Origin of the sequence: Bifidobacterium anseris, assembly GCF_002860345.1 — a bacterium.
GTDB lineage: Bacteria > Actinomycetota > Actinomycetes > Actinomycetales > Bifidobacteriaceae > Bifidobacterium > Bifidobacterium anseris.
Genome location: NZ_NMYC01000001.1, coordinates 722,364 through 742,848, shown reverse-complemented (window position 1 = coordinate 742,848; position 20,485 = coordinate 722,364). Strand labels below are relative to the sequence as shown.

Here is a 20,485-nt window from a genome sequence, read left to right as displayed (position 1 = left end):
GGTGCTGACGGACAATGTCGCGCACGCCGGAAGGTGAATCACGGCGTGGCGGCGCGTGCGGCGCGTAGCATGTGAGGTATGAACGAAGCAATCACGTATAGGACGCTGCGCCGCGAGGATTACCCGGCGATCACGCAGATGCTGTGCGACGCATGGCACACCGATCCGACGATGGATCACGCACTCGAGATGAAGCTCGCCGAAATCGATCTGGAGCACTGCCTCGGCCGCGCGACGGCCGCACAGGTGGCCGTCAGCGACGGGCAGATCGTCGGCGTCGTGCTCGGCAGGATCGATTCGCATGAGACCCGCAACGGACTCAACGACCACCATGTGCACAACATGCGGCTGCTCGCGTCGCTGCTCACGTCGGCGCGCGGACGCAAGGCGCTGCGCGACATGAAACGCTACGAGGACACGAATCTGAGGATGATCGCCGAGGCGAAGAAGGACGGCCACGCCTATCAGGGCGAGCTCGTGTTGCTGCTTGTGCGCCCGGACATGCGCGGCAAGGGCGTCGGCGCCCATCTGTTTAAATGGATGACCGACCGTTTCCATCAGGCAGGCGTTGAACGCTACTTCCTGTTCACCGACAGCGCATGCGACTACTCGTTCTACGACAAGGCGGGACTCACGCGGCGCGCGGAGTCGATCGTGCTCGACAACGAGCCGCATACGCCGAAGGAGGACGCCGAAGTGCACGCCGAAGACGACGCGCTCGACGACCATTTGCACGCCTTCGTCTACGACAACGAGACGTCGCCGGCGAACGAGGGCGTCAACCCGCTCGGACGCGACTGAACGATGGCGGATACGCGCAATCAGGACGCCGGCGGCGGCTACCGGCTGCCGGAAGGCTACGAACGATGCTCGAAACTCGACCCCGTGCGCGACGCGCCGGACGCGTTCGGACGCGTGCGCGCGCTCGTCGCAATCCTGCACGGTCCCGACGGCTGTCCGTGGGACGGTGCGCAGACGAACGAGTCGCTGCTCAAGCCGCTGCTCGAGGAGACCTACGAGTACGTCGACGCCGTCGAAACCGATGATCGCGACAACATGCGCGAGGAACTCGGCGACGTGCTGCTGCAGTCGGTGTTCCAGGCACAGGTGTGCTCCGAGGATCCGGACGACCCCTTCGACCTCGACGAGGTGTGCGACAGGCTCGTCGACAAGCTGATCACACGTCATCCGCAGGTGTTTGCGCCCGACGACGAGACGGCGCAGCCGCTCGACGCCGACGGCACGCTTGCGCTGTGGGAGCGGATGAAACAACGCGAGAAGCGGCGCGCATCGGTGCTCGACGGCATCTCGAAGGCGCAGGGAGCGCTGCCACGCGCCGCGAAGGTCGTCTCGCGGATCGGCAAGTCGGAGCGAGCGGACGCGTTGGACGCCGCCTTCGACGCGCCGAGCGCGCTTACGGACGACTACGCCGACCGGATCCTGCGGATTGTGCGCGAGGCACGGCGTGACGGCGTCGATATCGAACGCGATCTGCGCGTGCGACTGCGCGAAGTGGAGACGGCGGTCGCGGCCATCGAGGATGACGGCGGATATCAGGGAATGGAAGGAGACGACGATGGAGATCAGTAAGCGCGACTTCGACGCCGCCGTGCGCGAGGCGATCGCGGGGCTGCCGCAGAAATTCAAGGATGCACTGCAGAACATCGCGATCACGACGGCCGACGAACCGTCGAAGGAACAGCTCGCGTCGGCCCACGTCGAACACGGCGAACTGCTCGGCCTCTATCAGGGCACGCCGATCACGAAACGCGGGTTCAGCTTCGCTGGCGAACTGCCGGACGTCATCACGATCTTCCGCGGCCCGCACGAGCGCGTCTGCCACACGCACAAGGAACTCATCACGCAGATCCAGAAGACGGTGCTGCACGAGATCGGGCACTACTTCGGATTCGACGACGCGTACCTGCATTCGCACGGCTATTGATCGGCGGTCGACGGTCGGCGCGGGTGAGTGACGCGCGGGGAAGGTCGGACGGGGGAAAAGGTCAGGGGCGGACCGCTTCTCGATGACGGGATGCGGGCCGCCCCTGCGCTGTTGGATGTGGTTGGGCTGTCTCAGATGATCTGTGAGCCGAAGGGCCACAGCGCCAGCTTGGCCATCTTGAAGCTCTGGATGCCGAAGGGCACGCCGATGATCGTGATGCAGTTGACCAGGCCGGCGACGCAGTAGCCGATCGCCATCCACAGACCGACGAGCACGACCCAGATGATGTTGAGCAGCAGCGATCCGGCACCGCCGCCGTAGACGACATGCGTGCCGAAGGGCGTCAGCGTCAGCTTCGCCATCTTGAACGCCTGGACCCCGAGTGGAATGCCGACGATCGTGATGCACAGCACAAGAGCGACAACGAGCCACGCGAACGCGATCTCCAGACCGCCAAGGATGAGCCACAGAATATTGCCGATCAATCTCATACCAGTAGTATACGAAATCCCCCGCATGCCAGCGGCAAATCGTCTACGGACGGTCGGCGTTCCTACGGGTAGTCGTCGCCGTTACGGGCAGCTGTTCTCTTACGGGTAGTCATCTACGGGCAGCTGCTCTTCTCTGACGGGCAGCCGTCGTTCTTACGGGCGGCGGATTTCTTACGGGTAGTCGTCGTTGCTGGCAGTCATCACTGTTATGGGTAGCTGCTGTCGTTACGGGTAGCTATCGCCGTTGCGGGTAGTTGTTCTCTTACGGGTAGCTGTTCTCTTATGGGTAGTCGTTGCGCCAGCACATGATCGTTCGCTTACGGGGTGCCATCACTGCTGCGGGCGATCATCGTTCTTACGGGTGGTCGCTCTCTTATGGGTGGTCGTCGTGCGGGCGGAGGCAAGGCTGCCCGTAAGAAGAAGCCGCCGCCCGTACGCGATCGGCAGGCCGCTACCCCGTAAGCCATGCGACTGTCCGCAAGAGAACGACCACCCGTAACAACGCCGGCCACCCGTAACGAAGAAATGACTGCAACCCGTACAGAGTGAGGCTACCCGTAAGAACGACGACCACCCGTAATCTCAACGGCTGCCCGTATGCGCGGGGTCGTCGGGGAATGCTGACATACTGGGGGCGCGCGTCATGCGCGACACACACGCAGGGGAACCCCGAAGCGATTACGCGATCCGCGTGAGTACGTCAGGGGTTGAGAAGACTTCGGTCTGACCCTTTGAACCTGTTGGTTGACACCATCGTAGGGAGACGATTATGACTACAGCCGAATCCGGCAACGCATCCGCCATCACGCTGACGAATCTGCCGCCGTTTGCACAGCGGATGCGCGACGCGGCGAATCTGGTATGGGAGGAAGGCTACAGGCAACCGTTCATTCGCGAACTCGGCGCGGGCACGTTGCCGACACGCAAGTTCGCGTTCTATCTCAAGCAGGACGAGCTGTATCTCAACGATTACGCGAAGGTGCATGCGCTCGCGCTCACGAAGACCGACGATGCGGAGATCATGAAGTTCATGGTCGACGTGCAGCGCGCGATCTTCGATGTCGAGAAATCGTTGCACAGCGACTATCTGGCGTCGTACGGCATTACGCCCGAGGAGATGGCGCACGCGAAACAGTCGGCGTTCGCACGCGCGTACACGACGCACATGCTGTCGGTCGCGTACGGCGGCGACCTGCTCGACGTGCTCGTCGCCGTGCTGCCGTGCGCCTGGGTGTACGCCGACTACGGGCAGCGGCTCGCGGCCGAATTCGCCGACACGCTCGACGACAACCCGTACAAGAGTTGGATCGACACCTACAAGACCGACGAGTTCTGGCAGTCGTCGGCGTGGCTGCTCGCGCACATCGAACGACTCGTCGCGCACGCCGACGAAGAGAAACGCGAGCGGCTCGTCGAACTGTTCATCCACGGCGTCGAGAACGAATACATGTTCTGGGCGAGCGCATACGACGAACAGATGAGCTGGAAGCCGCAATGGGCGGCGATCGACGCGCAGTGAATCGACGGGATGTGCCGCCCATAAGGGATTGCGATGTGCCGCCCGTAAGAATCACAGAGTGCTGCCCGTAAGCAGTGCTGCCCGTAAGGGATTGCGATGTGCTGCCCGTAAGCAGTGCTGCCCGTAAGCGATTATGGCGTGCCACCCGTAGGTTGGCCGCGGGCGTGCGATGAAAACGATGTGGGGATGGATTCCGCCAACAGCTGCGGAATCCATCCCCACATCATTCTTCGTTTGCGTCGTCGTTCAATCGACGGTGACTCACTCGCGCAGTCTCACATGCGCACAATCTTGTTCGCGCGCAGTCTCACTCGCGCACGAGGCGGATGTGCTCGACGTCGTCGCGCTTCGAGACGCGGAACAGGATGAAACGGTTGCCGATGACCTGCACGACGTCGGCGCCGAGTGCGTCGGCGAGACGTTCGGCGGCCTCGCGCGCATCCATGCCGGAGCCGTCCTGGACCTGTCCCTTGATCAGTTCGCGCTTCTCAATCGTCTCGTCCGCCTGCCTGATCGCGGATTCGCTCAGGTCATTCTTGCCGATGTACACGAGCGGCTTGAGCTGGTTCGCCATCGCGCGCAGCTGCTTCGTCTGCTTCTTCGTCAATGCCATGGGTGTCGTCTTCCTTCTTGTGACGTGATTCATCGATTCATCAAGTGCGTAACCGCACCATCATATCCGACGCACCCGATCGACGCACCAGCGAAGACGACGCCGGCGCGTGGCGTCAGAAGTCGAAGTCGTTCGGGTCGGCGCCGTTGCGCTTGCCGGTGTCCATCGCGCTGATCTTGCGCATGTCCTCGTCGTCGAGTTCGAAATCGAAGACGTTGATGTTCTGCTGGATGCGCGTGCTGTGCACCGACTTCGGCAGCGCGATGACGTCACGCTGCAGATGCCAACGGATGACGACCTGCGCCGACGACTTGCCGTACTTTTCACCGATTTCGATGAGTCGTTCGTCCTTGAGCAGATCGCTGCCGGTGCCTCCGAGTGGGCTCCACGCTTCGACGGCGATGCCCAGCTTGCGGCAGTAGCCGACCATGTCCTGATTCGGGAAGGTCGGCGACGATTCGATCTGGTTGACCGCCGGCTTGACGTCGGTGTTCGCCAGCAGCTCATCGAGGTGGTTCTTCGCGAAGTTGCTTACGCCGATGGCGCGTGCGCGGCCGCTGCGGTAGATCTCCTGCATCGCGTCCCACGCGTCCTGCCAGCCTTCCGCCGGCCAATGGATGAGGTAGAGGTCGACGTAGTCGGTGCCGAGACGGTTGAGGCTCTCCTGGAACGCGTCCATCGTGCGGTGCTTGCGGATGTCTTCGTTCCACAGCTTCGTCGTGATGAACACGTCCTCGCGTGGCACGCCGCTCGTGGCGACGGCCTCGCCGACCGACTCCTCGTTGCCGTAGATGCTCGCCGTGTCGATGTGACGGTAGCCGCATTCGAGTGCCGCGTGCACGGCGTCGACGGTCGTCGGGCCGTCGGGCGTCCGGAAGACGCCGAGACCGACCTGTGGGATGAGCACGTCGTTGTTGAGTATGACGTCATGTGCTGTGGGCTTCACGATTCCTCGATTCCTCGTTCGCTGTGACATCCCTCCGATCCGTCTGCGCGCCGCGTGCGCTGTGTGCGCTGTGTGCGCGTTGTGCGCGTTGTGCGCGTTGTGCACCGCGGAATGACGGCGCCGAGATCGAAAGGACTTGTTCCTGTGCGTCCCATCGTAGAAGGGGAGCGCCTGACGCGCGCCGTAATCAGCGATGCGAGGAACGCGCGCTCGCCGCACCCTGTTGCGCAACGTCTCGCTTACGGGAGTGTGTGCTTACGGGAGTGTGTGCTTACGGGTAGCACATGCTTACGGGAAGTGTGTTGTGCTTACGGGGAGCACGTGTCTACAGATGGCACAACGCTCTACGGGAGGGTCTCGCTTACGGGCAGCGTTGGTACAGAGGATGTCTCGCGTACGGGTAGTGCATCGTTCACGGGAAGGTCTCGCTTACGGGCGGCGCATTGCTTACGGGACGTGCGCGCTTACGGGCAGCGATGTCACGGCGTGCGACGCGACATCAGCGGATTGACGATCGTCGGACGCGAAAAAAGATGTGCGGCTGTCCGTGGTTGCCGGACGGCCGCACATATACGACTCGCGAAGGGAATTCGTACACGGCTTGTTCCTTGTGGGAACCGTGGGCGATGATTTCCGCTCCGTTGACGTTGATTCGTCTCTGTTTTGCGAACAGATGAAGATTGTGTCATCACTTGTTCGCTTGTCGCTGAAAGACATCATGGCATATTGTGACCTGCCTCACGCGTTTTGTTCACATATTGAACACATGTGCCAGAATGACCAGCGCGATGACGATTGCAACGCCGCCGCAGAACAGCCAGTCGCGCGTACGCATCGTCAGCGGATGCCACTGTGTGCGTCGTACGCCTTCCTGATAGCAGCGGGCATCCAGTGCGAGTGCGAGGTTGTCGGCGTGTCGTATCGCGCCGGCGAACACGGGGATGACTATTGCGCACATCGCATGCATCCGTTTGATTATGCCGCCTGATTCGATCGAGCCGCCGCGCGCAGCCTGCGCGTCGCGAATCGAGACGGTTTCGTGCACAAGCGTGGGGAGGAACCGCAGCGCGAGCGAGAGCACCAGACAGATCTCCTGCACGTGGATCCATCGGCGCAGCGGATGCAGCAGTCGTTCGAAGGCGTTCGACATCGCCGTCGGCGTGGTCGTGAGCAACACGACGGCACCGAGGATGATGACAAACGCGAAACGCAAAATATAAAGGAGCGCGACGTATACGCCTCCCGTGGTGATCGTCCATCCGCCGATGTGCAGTAGCGGCGTGCCGTCGCGGACGACGGCGAGGTTGAGCAGGCCGCTCACGGCGAACAGCATCAGGAAGACGCGCACCGACGCAAGCAGACGATGCAGACCGACACGGCTCGCGAGCGTGATCGCGGTGGTCGCGACGAATCCGACGGCGAGCTGCGGCCACGTCGACATCGCGAAAGCCGTGAACATGAGCGCAAGGACGCCGAGCATCTTCGCGCGCGGGTCGAGGGAGGATATCCAGGAATAGTCGGGGTCACTCATGGAAATCGTTTCCGGCGGCGTGTCTCGCGATGATCGATCGCGGGCGTGCGCGGTGTCGGCGGCGTGCGCGGTGTCGCTACCGGTAGCGACGTGCGGGTGCGCGGTATGGGTGGTGGCGATGTTAACGGTGGTGCTGCCGCTAGGGCTCGTGCTGCCGTTAGTGGTGGCAGCGTTGCTATTGGTAGTGTGACCGCTACCGGTAGCGTCGCTGCTGCCGATAATGTTGCCGGCGGTGTTATCGGCAGAGCTGCCGCTACCGGTAGTGACGTCGTTATCGGCAGTGCTACCGGTGGCAGTTTCACTACCGGTAGCGTTATCGGCAGTGCTGCCGGTAGCGGTGGCGGAGACGTCGCCGGCGCCTTCGGAAACGGGGACGCGCGCGTCGTTTTTCGCGATGTTCGTCGTGCCGCCCGTAGCATCGGAGGTGTCGGCGCGCGCTGTCGCGATGTTCGACGGCGGGAAATCGACGATGGCGTCCGCGAGCGCATGCGCCATCGCGAGATCGTGCGTAATCATGATGATCGTGACGCCGCGCATGCGCAGATTGCGGATGATGTCGCGGATGCGTGCGCGCGCCGTGTCGTCGAGCGACGCGGTGGGTTCGTCCATGACGAGCACTTTCGGGTGGCATGCGAGCACGCCGGCGATCGCGACGAGCCGCTGCTGGCCGCCCGAAAGCGTGAAGGGGTCGCGCGCCGACAGATGTTCGGCGCCGACAAGCCGCAGCGCCTCGTCCACCCTCTCCTGCACGTCGGCGTCGGAAAGCCCCTGGTTGTGTGGACCGTACGCCACATCCTGCGCGACCGTCTTCGCGAACAGCTGACGTTCGGGATGCTGCATGATGAAACCGAGCCCGCGACGCAGCGCCGCGCGTTCCTTGCGATTCGCGTGGACGAGTTCGATGTCGGCGACGCGAATCGATCCTGCCTCGGGTTTCAGCAGGGCGCACAACAGTTTCGCGAAGGTCGTCTTGCCCGAGCCGTTCCTGCCGACGACCGCGAGCGTCGAGCCGGACGTCACCCGTAGCGAGAAGTCGTCGAGTACCGCGTTGGCGCAGCCGGGGTAGCGGAAGGTCACATGGTCGAAGATGACCGCCGGCGTCGATGTTACGGGCGGCACCCCATGACGATGCGTGGAGGGTGCATCCGGTAAGGAATCAGAGTCGGAAGAGGATGCAGCCGACGCCGAACGTGCACCCGATAAGAGATCGGCGGGAGAGGACGCTGCCGGCAGCGAGTTGGATGGCGCTGCCGATAGGGAATCGGACGTTGCTACCGGTAGTGACATCGGGGTCGGGGAGGACGAGGGGGAAACTACGGGCAGTGGATGGGCGGATTCGGTTACCGGATGCAGACGGCCGTGTTCCAGACGTAGCGTGCGCGTCGCGTGCACGAGCTCGGTGGCGTCGTGGGTCACGATGATGATCGCGGTGCCGCGCGCCTGGATATCGTCGAGCGCGGCGAGCACGTCGGCGCGCGCCTCGGAATCGAGCATCGCCGTCGGTTCATCGAGGATGAGCAGTCGCGAACGCATCGCGAGCATCCCGGCGATCGCGACGCGCTGCTGCTGACCGCCCGAAAGATCCACCGGGTTCGCCTCGGCGAACGTGGTCATGCCGACCGTCGCGAGCGCGTCATGCACACGTTCGCCGATCTGCTCGCGCGGCGTCGCGAGATTCTCTGGACCGAACGCGACGTCTTCGCTTACGACGGTCGTGACGATCTGATCTTCCGGATTCTGAAAGACGATGCCGATGTCGCGGCGCGCGCGGCGGTACGCGTCCGCGTGCGCGCCGCCGTCATCGTCGAAGACGGATTCGCCGGCGAGTTTCACGGTGCCGCCGTCGGGGGCGGCGAGTCCTGCGGTGAGCAGCGACAGCGTCGACTTGCCCGAGCCGTTCGATCCGACGAGGGCGACGCGTTCGCCTTCGCGCACCTGAAGATCGACGCCGTTGAGCGTCCAGGTCGCGCCGCTGTCGTAGCTGAACCGCACGTCGCGCATGTCGACGACGGTGCGAGGGGCGGCCGTCACCGCTGACCCCGGTTGAGCAGCGTGGAGATCGGCTTGTAGATCAGGAACGTGATGACGCCGTTGAGCGCGAACTTGATGAGGTTGAACGGCAGCAGCACCGGAACGATGAGCTTCGCGACGTCGGCCATCGACATGTACGCGTACATCGGCGTGATGACAAGATTCGCGCCGATTGCGACTGCGAGCGCGATCAGTGCGCCGACGAGGATGCCGACGAGCGCCGACGCGCGCGTGCGACGGCGACGGTAGATGAGGGCGGCGGGCACCGAAAGGGCGAGGGCGACGAGCACCGCCATCAGAGTGCCCCACGGATTCGTGAAGAGGTGGGGGAGGAAACCGAGAACGCTCACGATCGCGGCCGCCGATGGGCCGAAGGCGAAACCGGCGACGAGGCAGACGACGCCGGAGGGGTCGTATTTGAGCCATGGAGCCGCGGGCATGAGCGGGAATTCGAGGAAGCTGACGGCCATCGCAAGCGCGACGAACAGCGCGTACATCGCGATGCGGCGTGTGGACCAGCGTCCTGCGTCGCCGACGCCGGTCGAATGCGCGTCGTCGGGACGATGATCGCGCAACGCGCGCGTGGAATGCGTGGAGAACGCGGTGGTGCTGCCGGTAGCGGTGACGTTGGCGTTGGCAGAGGTGTCACTACCGGTGGCAGATACATCGCTTACTGTGCTACCGGTAGCAGATGCCTTATCGGTAGTCGCAGCGCTACCGGTAACAGACGTGTTATCGGCAGCGGCGTCGGAGGTGCTGCCGATAGGAGTGATGTTGGCGTCGGCGGTATCGGCAGAGATGGCACTACCGGTAGCAGATGCCTTATCGGTAGTGGCAGCGTTACCGGTAGCGGTCGCAGTGCTGCCCGTAGCGGATGCGCTACCGGTAGCAGTGGGGGACGTTGGATTCGTGGCGCCGTCGGTTGCTGGGTGTTCACCGTCGGTCGGCTGGTTGGATGCGGGCATGAGGGCATCGTTGATCGTGCTCATCGCAGAGCTCCGTTTCTTCCATCCGGACTGTCACCGTTGGCTTCGGAATCCGACCGAATCCACCGCTTTCGCGGGTTGCGGGCTTCGCCGTGGGCGCATCGGATGCGCGGCGCTACCGCCAGTAAGGAATTGCACCTTCCCTGAAACTACGTTCTCTATCTGTATACGCAGGTCGGGATAAACGGACGTCGTCGGCGGTGACGGACGCGTCTGAAAACGGCGTCGGACGGGACGTCATCGGGAAAACGATGGTCAGGGAAACCCTTGTGCGATGCGGGAGCGCGAGGAAACGCAACATGGCAATCGTTATCAGAAAACACCGTTTCATAATGTGGATAGTTTGCAAAACACGAATGTTTACTGGTTGAACTAATATATCATGTAGTAAGGCCGTCATCCACGGACGCATGACGCATCCGCGGACGGGCCCGAGATGGTGAATCACTGGGTGACACCCCTGGAAACGGTAAGGAAGGTTGACGATGATTGAGACCGCACAGGCGTTCGGCGTGGACATTGGAGGATCGGGCATCAAGGCTGCGCCGGTCAATCTGGAGAAGGGCGAATTCGCGGAGCCGCGTCTGAAGATTCTCACTCCGGAACATTCGACCCCGAAGGCGGTCGGCGACATCGTCCGCCAGCAGCTCGAGCACTTCGAGGTGCCCGAGGATGTTCCGGTCGGCATCGCGTTCCCGGCGCCGGTCAAGCCTGGACAGAAGCTCGACTACATGGCCAATCTCGACCAGTCGTGGATCGGCGTCGACGTCACCGAGGTCTTCTCGGAGGCCTGCGGCCGTCCGGTGACCGTCGTCAACGACGCGGACGCCGCCGGCGTCGCCGAGCAGCGCTTCGGCGCGGCGGCCGGCCAGGAGGGTCTCGTCATCGCGACGACGCTCGGCACCGGCATCGGCACCGCGCTCATCTACGACGGCGTGCTCATCCCGAACACCGAGCTCGGCCACATCCAGTTGCCGAAGGGCAAGGGTGACGCCGAGAAGTACGCGGCTTCCTCGGTGCGCGAAAAGCTCGACATGGGTTACAAGAAGTGGGCGAAGCGCCTGACGAAGTACTACAGCCTGATGGAGCTGTACTTCAGCCCGCAGCTGTTCGTTGTCGGTGGTGGCGTGAGCCGCGTCTCGGAGAAGTTCCTGCCGTATATCGATATCAAGACGCCGATCGTCGCCGCGAAGCTGCACAACGAGGCCGGCATCATCGGCGCCGCGTACTACGCGAGCACGAAGATGCAGAAGAACGCTGACTGATTCGGCATGCGCGTGAGGCGTCGCACACGACGCCGAACCGTCATGAGGGCGGTCGCCGGAGCGAACACTCCGACGGCCGCCCTTCGTCATGGGCGACCCGATATCAATGATGATGGTGGTTACGGGTGGTTGTCGCTTACGGGTAGTCGTCTCTTCGCGAGCGATCGTTAGTGCGATCGGTCGTCGTTGCTTACGGGCGGTCGTTGTTGTGAACGCCCGTTGGTACGGGACGTTGTTTTTTACAGGCAGTCATCGTTATGGGTAGTCGTTGTTGCAGAGACGTAGTGAGCGTGATCTCGTTGTTACGGGTAGTTGTTGCCTACGGGTAGTCGTTGCTTACGGGCAGTCGTTACGAGCAGTCGTCTCTTACGGGCAGTCATTACGGGTGGCAGTCGCTACGGGCGGCGGATGGCTGCTGCTTGCGTAAGGTCGTTGGAAATCGAACAAAGATACGAAGATGTGGAGGTGCGCGTAGATTGGAGACGTGCGTTTTTCCCAGAGAGTAGACATCGACGAGCCAAATCCGATCGCGAAGGCCGAAGCCGCGTTGAAGGCGCAGGGGATACGGCCGCTCGCGCTCAATGATTCGAATCCGACGAGGCATGGCCTGGCGCCGTCGTCGCTATCGGCGGTCTATGCCGCCGAGCCGCGCGGACAGCGCTACGCGCGTGAGGCGATCGCCGAGTACATCAACGCGACCGTCGAGCCTTACGTTCCGGATGCGGCTGACGCCTCCGACGAATCGGTCGCCGCGCACGTCGCTATGGGCGGCACCGTCGAGAGTGCCACCCGTACGCATGCGCATGCGGATGACCTTATATATAGAGGAGAGGGAATCGGGGGTGCTGCCCGTAGCGATGGCGCTGCCGATAACAATGCTGCTGCCGATAACGTGAGCGCGAATGCTGCTGCCGATAACGATATGCGGGTGAGTGCCGCCAGTAACGACGCTGCTGCCGATAACGGCACGGCGGAGGCTGATGATGTCTATCTGCTCAGTTCGACGTCGCAGGCGTATGCGTGGCTGATGAAACTGTTGTGCGACGCCGGCGACGCAGTGCTCGCGCCGAAGCCAGGGTATCCGCTCATCGAATCGATCGCCCGGCTCGAATGCGTCGAGGCGCGCTTCTACCAGCTGCGCTTCGACGGCTCGTGGTTCATCGACATCCCGCAGATCAAACGGATGCTCGCCGAGGATACCGAACGGCGCATCCGTGCGATTGTCGTCATCAACCCGAACAATCCGACCGGATCGTACATCAAGCCGGCCGAGCGTGAGGCGCTCGTCGCGTTGTGCATCCGGTACGGAATCGCGATCATCGCCGACGAGGTGTTCTTCGACTACCCGTTGGAGCCGTTCGACGGCAACCGTCGACTTTCCGGCGAGCCGCGCGTGCTCACGTTTGCGCTCGACGGTTTTTCGAAGACGTTGGCCGCGCCGCACGCGAAGGTGGGATGGATTCGCGTGTCCGGCCCCGCGGACGATGTGCGCGAGGCACGGCGGCGACTCGACATCATCGCCGATGATTTCCTGCCGATGAGCGAGATCGTCGCCAACCGCATACCGGCGATGCTGCGCGAGGCGCCGCAGCAACTCGACGCCGTCGGCGCGCGCATTCGTGCGAACCTGGCGACGTTGCACCGGATGCTCGACGAGGACGATCTCGGTGTTGTCGACGTGCTGCGCGCCGAGGGCGGCTGGAACGTGCTGCTGCGTTTTCCCGGCGTCATCGATGAGAACGATCTCGTTCTGTCGATGATCGACAACATGTGCACAAGCGGACAGCCGGGGTATTTCTTCGATATGACGTCGAACGGCTACCTTGCGATTTCGCTGCTGCCTGAAGCGCCGCAGTTCGCGTGCAACGTCGCGACCGTGCTCGACGCGGTGCGTCAGCGGCTCGACATCGACTGATATTTGCTGCGGATGAGCTGCGTGTAGAAATCGGTCGCGTGCTTCGGGTCGCCGTCGAACACGATGTGCGCCTCGTCCATGACGAGCACGCGCCGTATTTCATAGCGTTCGTCGGCGATGAGTTCGACGTCGTGCGTCGTGAACACGACCGGCTTGCCGTAGCGGAACAGCCGTTGCGCGACATGCGCCGAACTGATTTCGTCGAGGCCGCGCGTCGGTTCGTCGGCGACGAGCATCGCCGGCAGATGGCAGCAGGCGACGGCCATCGCGAGCAGATGCAGACGTTCGCCGTCGAGCGTGTCGAGATGCATATGGCGCACTTCGCTCAGATCGAAGGCGGCGAGCAGGTCGCCGATGCGGGCGGCGCGTTCGGCCGGCGGCACATGGTGGCGTTCGAGATAGCCGTCGAGCGCGTCCTCGAGTGATTTCGCACGTTGAAAATGGCTGCGCACATGCTCGAGGTCGACATAGCCGACCGCCGAGGCGATGACCGGACGGTCCGCACGCCGTGACAGGTCGCGCGGCTCGCCGTCGATGATGTAGTCGACGACGCCGGACGTCGGCGACTCCTGTGCGCCGATCATTCGGATGAGCGTCGATTTGCCGGCGCCATTGAGTCCGATGACGGCCACGTTGCCGCCGTCGTGCGCGATGCGCAGGTCGGTGGGTTCGCAGCCGACGGCGCCGTCCGAGTAGACGTAGCCGGCGCCGTGCATCGCGATGTCGACGGTCGTGGCCGGTGTCTGGTGGCGGCGGGAGTGGAACAACGAATCGAAAACGCTCATAGGGCCATTGTATCCATGCGCCTCCATGTGCCAGCATATCCGTCTGCCGGCGTTTACGGGCAGCACATTCGTGTACGGGTAGCGGATGGTCGTATCAGTAGCGAGTGATTGTACGGGTAGTGGACGTTCTTACAGGTAGCAGGTGGTCTTATGGGCAGTGGATGATCTTATGGGCAGCGAACGTCCTTACGGGTAGCGGCATGAAGCGCCACCGGTGACGAAGAAGTGCTGCCCGTAGGGCCTGCTACCGGTAGCAGGCGCTGTTTGTTACTGGCAGTGACGATGTCGCCCGTAATGCGGGTGCGTCGGTAACGCGAGTGCCGAACTGCGGCAGTGGTGCTGCCTGTAACAGTGATGCGACCCATAGCAATAGGTACTACTCGTAACGATAGATGCTGCCTATAGAGATGAGTGCTGCCGGTAACGACGAATGCTGCCCGTACCGGTAGCGCTACCGCTACCGGTGGCAGAGTGGTGCTGCCTGTAACAAGTGATGCTGCCTATAGCGCCGAGTGCTAACCGTAACAAGTGGTGCTACCCGTAACAAGTGGTGCTGCCCGTAACAAGGTGCTGCCCGTAACAGTGGGGGCTACCGGTAGCGGGGATTACAGGAGTACGGGCTTACAGGAGGGGGAACCAGGTGCGCACTTGGTGGAAGAGGGCTGGGTCGTTGGTAAGGAGCATGTCGTCGCGGCCGATGACGAAGCAGGATGCTACGGCGAGCAGGAGCGACGCACACACGACGATTGTGACGAGTGCGCGCGTCCACGGCCATCGACGCATCGTCAAGGCGACGACGGGCACGGCGGCCACCATGAACAGCCATCCGAAATCGGCGATGTAACGCCAACCGAGGCCTCCGACGAAGGCATCGAAGACGACGAGGGCAATCGCGAGCGCGAGCGCCGTGACGAGCGTCGGCCACCAGACGCCACATCGGCGACGCACCGCCGGCCACGGCAACGCGAACGCACACAGCGCAAGCGGCATCAGCGCGAACAGGCCGGCGACGCACGGCTCGGTGAACGACCAGCTCGGCAGCGGCGTCGGCGACAACGCGAGGAACGGGAACGTGCCGGTGAAACGCGGCGGCAGGAACAGATAATACAGGACCGTCAGCGGCATGTTGCCGGCGGGCGTGTGAAAACGCGTCATGTCGGTGACGGTGAGCTGGTAGGCGTTGCCGAAGTCGAAGGGAGACGTGAAGCGCAGCTGGTTGTAGACGAGGATCGGCGTCGCCGCGACGATCGCGGGCAGCAGCAGCGCGGCGGCGAGACGCGCGATGCGTCCGCGCGCTCGCGTTCGCACCGCGCGCCGCAGTTCGGGCAGGAACAGCGGCAGCGCGAACAGCGCCGTGAACGTGAAGGTCGGACGGCAGCCGATCGTCGCCGCGATGCACAGCGCGCCCCACGCGACATGTGGCATCGAAACGATCCGCAGCGTGCGCCCGGCGCTGCCGCTACCGCCAGCGCTGCCGTCGCTGTCGTCACCACCGTCGTCACGCACGCGTACGGCGCCGAGCCACAGCCACAGGCCGAGCATCGCGAGCAGCAGACCCGAGGAGAAGGGGATCGAGTAGAAGTTCGTGCGGAACCACAGATACGGCAGGTTCGCGCCGAGCATCGTCGCGACGCACAGCAGCATGACGGCGGCGAGCGACGTGCGTGGCGCGACGAGCGTGAGCAGGCGGATGACGAGCAGGCAGGCGACGATGGTGACGCCGGCCATCAGCCACAGCTGCGCGCAGGTCGTTGGCAGCATGAGGCCGCCCGGCGTGAACCACGAGGTGACGATGCGAAACGGCGCGAACAGCACGAGCGCGGGCAGCACGCCGAAATAGGAGTACCATCGGCCATCGTGGAACGCGTAGTCCCAGTAGATTGGCGTCACGCCGTCGGTGAGCATGCGCGCGCGTGCGCCGGCGTCGTAGGGGTCGTCGGCGCGGGCGAGCGCGTCGGGGACGGGAAGGTCGAGCGAGCCGCGTCCGTGCAGCAGCGCGTCGGCGAGGTGTCCGTACTGATCGAAGTCGAAGGTGTAGCCGCCGTCCCTGTGGAAGACGAGCGGATGCGCGTAGCCGATGATCATGACGCTGCGCGCGACGACGTAGACGCCGAGCGCGCCGGCGGCGAACGCGAAGACGAGCCGCTGCCGTCGGTTCGAGACATCCAGCGCGATGCTCCACAGGCCGGTCGACGGCAGCAGCAGGATGACGAGCGCGGCCGCCACGGCCATCGTCGCGACGCGCGCCCAGTCGAAGACGAAGGGGACGCGCACGTTCGCGCGGAAGTTCTCGATCGGGACGAGCGTGCCTCGCGGCTCCTCGATCCAGACGCGCACGAGTCCACGCGCCGGTGCGCGGAACAGCAGCGCCGACGGTGTCGCCGGCGAGACGACGACGCCGGGGGAGTCCATGTCCCAGCCGTCGCCGGCGCGCGTCGCCAGCCGCAGATGGACGGTGGAGACGACGTCGTCGCCGCGTGCGCCGTCGCGCACCGCCTGCACATGCGTCGCCGGCGTCGCGTCGGCGCGCCAGTAGTCGCTGCTGCCGTCCGCCTTCACCTCGACGTAGGCGCCGGCGGGGTCGCGCACTTCGAGCAGTCCCTGCGCGGTGCGCGACAGTCCCTGCCCGAGCGCGTTGGAGGCGGACGCGGAGTCGGTGGACGCGCCGATCGAACGCCAATGCGCGAGATTGCACACGACGCATTCGGCGATGAGGATGAGCGCGAGCGCGACGAGCGCCGAACGCAGGATGCGCCATCGGCGCGGCCGGGGGAGACAGCGGGAAATCACAGCCATTATTCTAACGGCACCATGGGTATCGGTGGGCACGTTGTACATTAGTCGTATGAGACAACGGCACGCAGCGCGCACAGGACGGGGACGGATGGAAGGCCGCGGCCGCGGGGACACGGCACCCATCGAGACGACGGCGACGGACGACGCGCACACCCGCACACGCGCGCATGCGCATGCCGGCGCGGACGGCGACGTGCTGCCGCCGTCGCTCGCACGCGCGCTGAGGTCGCTGCGCACGATGTTCCGCTGGAGCGACGATGTGCCGCCGGACGCGCAGACCTACCGCGTCGGCGCCTTCGCACGCCGCCGCATGTTCGACGGATTCCCGATGGAACGTCACGACGCGACGCCCGGCTGGCTGCAGATCCCCGGCACGCGCACCTTCGCTATCGGATTGTTCGTCCGTCATGACCGTTTCGTGCAGCTCGCGCTCGCCGACGACCGCGGTCGCGTGTTCGCGACCGGCGAGCCGCGCGCCGACCTGCAGTCGCTCGAACCGCGACTCGTGCTCGAAGCGGACGACGCGTCCGTGCGTCGCGGCGGCGTGCGTCGCGGCGTCGTCGTCGCGTTCGATGAGCCCGACGGCGTCGCCGTGGGACGATGGACGAAGGCCTCCGCCGGCTACACGCTCGAATCGATGCGCGCCGACCTGCCCGACGCGCTGCGCACCGGGCTCGGCTACCGCGACGCCGTGACCGTCGCCTTCTTCGCCGATTATCTGCAGCCGCGGCTGCGCGGCCGTCTCATCCCCTTCGGCGCCGCCGACCTGGCGTGGCGTCTGTCGCGGCAGGCACCATTGAGCGCGATCCGCATGAGCGTGCGCGACGAGGAGGAAACGAGGATGCTCGGCATGCGTGTGTCGGGACTCGAGGAGTACGCGATGAGGCTCATGCGCGAATCCGGCGCGCTCGACGACGTGCCGGGACTGCTGCCCGACCACGGCGCCGAGCCGATGCACACGCTGCGTTCGCCGTACTCGGGCAACTATTTCCTGACGTGGGACATGCCGATGCCTTTCGACGCCGCGCTCACGTCGCTCAAGATCGAAGGCGCGCTCAACCGCGTCGCCGCTTTGCGTGCATGGCTCGACGGGAACGCGGCGCGCGGCTCGCGGCCGACCGAGGACACGGCGACGGCGGCGCAGGTCGCGCTCGTCGACCGCACGTTCCTTGAGAATCCGGCGCTTATCGCCTTCGACTCGTCGCGTGACATCGACCCTGACGACGCCGACTTCGGCGTCGTGAACGACTTCGTCGCCCTCGCCGAGCTGACGGCGCAGGCGATCGCGATGCAGCATCCGGACCCGGTGCGCGAACGGCGCGCGGCCGCCGGCGCGTTGTTCGCCGAGGATCTGCGCGACGCGAACGACGACGATGATGACGCTGCTGACGTCGGCGGCGCTGGCATCGATATCGATGATGTCAATATTGATGACGACGTCGCGCATGCAGACGGCATCGGCGACGGTCGGCACGGCGAATGGGTCGTGCGTCAGTCGCTCGCACGGCTCATCCGTTCGATGCGGCTGCCGTATCGTTTCGACTGCGACTTCAGACTCAACCTCGAAGGCAGCACCGCCGCGCTCGCGTTCACGGTGGCCGGTCCGGCGCTCATGCCGCGCGGCGTCTACGACGCGACACGTCGGTGCTGGACGCCGACCGACGACGCGTGGCGCGCACGGATGAGCGCACGCTACAACCTGCGCGTCGGTGTCATGCTCGCGGCACTCATGTTCGGCGTTGACGCGCGAATCGACGAGGTGGCGATACGCATCGAGTCGCCCGGCCTCGAGGAGGCGATCGCCGAACAGGACGACGTCATCCATTCGACGATCAACGACGCGCTCAGCGCATTCGAACGCCTCGGCGACGCCGACGCCGACCATTTCGGCGGCAAGTCGGGGCCGAAGGACGGCGACCGCCACGGCAATCCGACGCGCATCATGACGCCGCCCGCCGTGCCGTCGATGGACGTCGCGCGCGACGAAAATGGGGGCAGCGACGGCGACGAGGACTTCGACGCGCTGATGCGCGGCGGCGGCATCGACGAGGTCGCCTTCGCCTTCGACGACATCAATCACGACGAACACGCCGACGACGCGCCGCCTTTCGACGCGACGCACGACGCAGCGCACAATGCACACGACGAGCACGAGGAGACGGCGCAGACGGCGGACGGCTCCGGCGGCGCGTGCACCGCGACGTCCGCGGGCGCGGGCGCGGGCTTTGGCGACGACGCGATCGAAAGACTGCGGCAGGGGCCGACGATGCGCACGCTGACGACGGTCGTCTTCACGCGCGCCGCGTTCCTCGAACGACTGGAGAAGGACGGCTTGGCCGATCCGGTCGGCACTTATCGGATGTTCGACGCGGCGCTCGCGTTCGACGACGACGGGGGACTGAGGACGGTGGATCCGGGATTCTCGATCTCGGACGCGCGCTTCTCGCAGCAGGGCGCGCAGGACGCCCCCGAGGAGCACGACAGGAGGCTCGACCCGGGCGCGGCGCACGTGCTCGGCGCCGACGACACCTTCGGTCTGGCGATCCAACGCGACGATCTCATCAGCAACGCGCTGGGCCGCTTCCACACGCTCGCCGCCGACACGAGCATGTCGTCGGCGACGAAGGCGCAGCAGGCGATGGACGTCATCGAACGGATCGGCGACCCCGAACTGCTTGCGCACGCCACCGACATCACGTCCGCGCTCATCGACGGCGACGACACGCCCGACTTCACGTCGACGCTGCTGAAGGACCTCGATGACGCGCGGCTTAAGGCGCGCGACCTCTTCTTCGCCGGACAGCCCAAGCAGGCGCTCGAGGGCGTCGAACGCGTCGTCGACGCCCTCGACGACGTGTATCGCGACATCGACGGCGTGCCGCGCTACTTCAACTCGTACGCCGATCGCGTCGTCTACAACCGTCTGTTCGCGCTGCCGGACGAACGCACCGTGCTCATTCCGGACACGTTGTTCTACGCGCATCTCGAACTCGCCGACGCGCTCGCACAGTTCGACGGGCCCGGCGCCGCGCTCAGGCATCTCAACGCGCTCGTCGCCTATGCACCGTCCTACGCGCTCACGCATCTCAAGCTCGCCGTGCAGCTCGCGCAGAACGAGGACTGGGATTCGGCGAGGGCGGCATGCCTGAACGTGCTGCGCGTCTCGCTCGACCGATCCGACGCCGCCTACGCCTACTACCGTCTCGCGCAGGCCGCGTGGATGCACGACGAGTTCGACGTCGCCTACGCCGCATACATGCTCAGCGGGGCGATCGGCGACGACACGGCGACGCGGACGACCGAGATGAACGAGGTGAGGGCGCGCGCGCAGTCGCAGTGCATCCGCCTGCCGTTGACGCTGCAGGAGGCGATGGACACGCTCGAGGCACACGACGTGCCGGTGTGGCCGCGCACCGAGGTCGTGCCAATCGTGCTCGACGCGGCGCGCATGTGCGTCGACCGTGCGATGTTCGTCCCGGCGCGCACGCTCGCCGTGGCCGCGATGCGTCTCGTCGGCGACGACACGGACATCGTGCAGATACAGTTCCTGCGCTCGCTCAACGCGTAAGGTTTTCGCCGCATCGGCGGCGGGTCGGCGTCGTGCGGCCGATATATTGGGAAAGGGCCGGACGGTTCGGCGCGCCGGGCGCGGACGGCCGGAA

General features: G+C 64.7%; 14 protein-coding genes and 1 riboswitch. Of the genes, 7 read left to right on the top strand and 7 right to left on the bottom strand.

What is annotated here, in order from left to right; genetic code table 11:
• Positions 1–78 precede the first annotated feature (78 nt).
• Genes CGZ88_RS03130 through CGZ88_RS03120 form a run of 3 tightly spaced genes read left to right on the top strand, consistent with a single transcriptional unit; the run spans position 79 to position 1,945 of the window.
• Positions 79–801 carry a GNAT family N-acetyltransferase gene (locus tag CGZ88_RS03130; RefSeq protein WP_026644407.1) on the top strand — a complete coding sequence of 241 codons (723 nt, stop codon included), beginning with the start codon at positions 79–81 and terminating at the stop codon, positions 799–801.
• 3 nt (positions 802–804) lie between these two features.
• Positions 805–1,590 (top strand): MazG nucleotide pyrophosphohydrolase domain-containing protein, encoded by a 786-nt coding sequence (locus tag CGZ88_RS03125; RefSeq protein ID WP_051198280.1) that lies wholly within the window; start codon positions 805–807, stop codon positions 1,588–1,590.
• Positions 1,577–1,945, top strand: coding sequence for a metallopeptidase family protein (locus CGZ88_RS03120; RefSeq protein ID WP_026644406.1), 369 nt, complete (start codon positions 1,577–1,579; stop codon positions 1,943–1,945). Before CGZ88_RS03125 ends, CGZ88_RS03120 begins: the two co-directional genes overlap by 14 nt.
• A 131-nt stretch (positions 1,946–2,076) precedes the next feature.
• Here CGZ88_RS03120 and CGZ88_RS03115 read toward each other — a convergent pair whose 3' ends face one another.
• A complete protein-coding gene (locus tag CGZ88_RS03115) occupies positions 2,077–2,436 on the bottom strand; it encodes a YccF domain-containing protein (protein ID WP_026644405.1) in 360 nt (119 codons plus the stop codon).
• A gap of 769 nt (positions 2,437–3,205) precedes the next feature.
• Between CGZ88_RS03115 and tenA the strand changes: the two genes are divergently transcribed.
• Positions 3,206–3,955 (top strand): thiaminase II, encoded by a 750-nt coding sequence (tenA, locus tag CGZ88_RS03110; protein ID WP_026644404.1) that lies wholly within the window; start codon positions 3,206–3,208, stop codon positions 3,953–3,955.
• 307 nt (positions 3,956–4,262) lie between these two features.
• On the opposite strand, the gene CGZ88_RS03105 is transcribed toward tenA, so the two are convergent.
• The 4 genes from CGZ88_RS03105 to CGZ88_RS09085 all read right to left on the bottom strand — a co-directional run bounded on the left by CGZ88_RS03105 (position 4,263) and on the right by CGZ88_RS09085 (position 9,651).
• Entirely contained in the window at positions 4,263–4,568 is a 306-nt protein-coding gene (locus tag CGZ88_RS03105) for a YhbY family RNA-binding protein (protein WP_026644403.1), read from the bottom strand.
• A 115-nt stretch (positions 4,569–4,683) separates the two neighbouring features.
• Complete coding sequence (locus tag CGZ88_RS03100; RefSeq protein ID WP_243390042.1) at positions 4,684–5,514, bottom strand: aldo/keto reductase; 831 nt, start codon at positions 5,512–5,514, stop codon at positions 4,684–4,686.
• 751 nt (positions 5,515–6,265) lie between these two features.
• Entirely contained in the window at positions 6,266–9,046 is a 2,781-nt protein-coding gene (locus CGZ88_RS09090) for an energy-coupling factor transporter ATPase (RefSeq protein ID WP_243390054.1), read from the bottom strand.
• Positions 9,047–9,072: 26 nt separating this feature from the next.
• Complete coding sequence (locus CGZ88_RS09085) at positions 9,073–9,651, bottom strand: ECF transporter S component (RefSeq protein ID WP_026644401.1); 579 nt, start codon at positions 9,649–9,651, stop codon at positions 9,073–9,075.
• A 420-nt stretch (positions 9,652–10,071) separates the two neighbouring features.
• Positions 10,072–10,217: riboswitch (FMN riboswitch) on the bottom strand.
• 330 nt (positions 10,218–10,547) lie between these two features.
• On the opposite strand from CGZ88_RS09085, the gene ppgK reads away from it, so the two are divergent.
• Both ppgK and CGZ88_RS03065 read left to right on the top strand, forming a co-directional pair.
• Entirely contained in the window at positions 10,548–11,327 is a 780-nt protein-coding gene (ppgK, locus tag CGZ88_RS03075) for a polyphosphate--glucose phosphotransferase (protein WP_026644400.1), read from the top strand.
• A 484-nt stretch (positions 11,328–11,811) separates the two neighbouring features.
• Positions 11,812–13,242, top strand: coding sequence for a pyridoxal phosphate-dependent aminotransferase (locus tag CGZ88_RS03065; RefSeq protein ID WP_034523290.1), 1,431 nt, complete (start codon positions 11,812–11,814; stop codon positions 13,240–13,242).
• Here CGZ88_RS03065 and CGZ88_RS03060 read toward each other — a convergent pair.
• Both CGZ88_RS03060 and CGZ88_RS03055 read right to left on the bottom strand, forming a co-directional pair.
• Entirely contained in the window at positions 13,221–14,027 is an 807-nt protein-coding gene (locus tag CGZ88_RS03060) for an ATP-binding cassette domain-containing protein (protein WP_026644398.1), read from the bottom strand. The genes CGZ88_RS03065 and CGZ88_RS03060 overlap by 22 nt on opposite strands.
• A 621-nt stretch (positions 14,028–14,648) precedes the next feature.
• Positions 14,649–16,817 (bottom strand): hypothetical protein, encoded by a 2,169-nt coding sequence (locus tag CGZ88_RS03055; protein WP_133120882.1) that lies wholly within the window; start codon positions 16,815–16,817, stop codon positions 14,649–14,651.
• Positions 16,818–16,872: 55 nt separating this feature from the next.
• On the opposite strand from CGZ88_RS03055, the gene CGZ88_RS03050 reads away from it, so the two are divergent.
• Entirely contained in the window at positions 16,873–20,391 is a 3,519-nt protein-coding gene (locus CGZ88_RS03050) for a tetratricopeptide repeat protein (RefSeq protein ID WP_133120881.1), read from the top strand.
• Positions 20,392–20,485 lie beyond the last annotated feature (94 nt).

Coding starts and splice junctions, on each gene's coding strand:
- CGZ88_RS03130 (WP_026644407.1), top strand. CDS start 79: ATGAACGAAGCAATCACGTATAGGACGCTGCGCCGCGAGGATTACCCG.
- CGZ88_RS03125 (WP_051198280.1), top strand. CDS start 805: ATGGCGGATACGCGCAATCAGGACGCCGGCGGCGGCTACCGGCTGCCG.
- CGZ88_RS03120 (WP_026644406.1), top strand. CDS start 1,577: ATGGAGATCAGTAAGCGCGACTTCGACGCCGCCGTGCGCGAGGCGATC.
- CGZ88_RS03115 (WP_026644405.1), bottom strand. CDS start 2,436: ATGAGATTGATCGGCAATATTCTGTGGCTCATCCTTGGCGGTCTGGAG.
- tenA (WP_026644404.1), top strand. CDS start 3,206: ATGACTACAGCCGAATCCGGCAACGCATCCGCCATCACGCTGACGAAT.
- CGZ88_RS03105 (WP_026644403.1), bottom strand. CDS start 4,568: ATGGCATTGACGAAGAAGCAGACGAAGCAGCTGCGCGCGATGGCGAAC.
- CGZ88_RS09090 (WP_243390054.1), bottom strand. CDS start 9,046: ATGCGCGACGTGCGGTTCAGCTACGACAGCGGCGCGACCTGGACGCTC.
- ppgK (WP_026644400.1), top strand. CDS start 10,548: ATGATTGAGACCGCACAGGCGTTCGGCGTGGACATTGGAGGATCGGGC.
- CGZ88_RS03060 (WP_026644398.1), bottom strand. CDS start 14,027: ATGAGCGTTTTCGATTCGTTGTTCCACTCCCGCCGCCACCAGACACCG.
- CGZ88_RS03050 (WP_133120881.1), top strand. CDS start 16,873: ATGAGACAACGGCACGCAGCGCGCACAGGACGGGGACGGATGGAAGGC.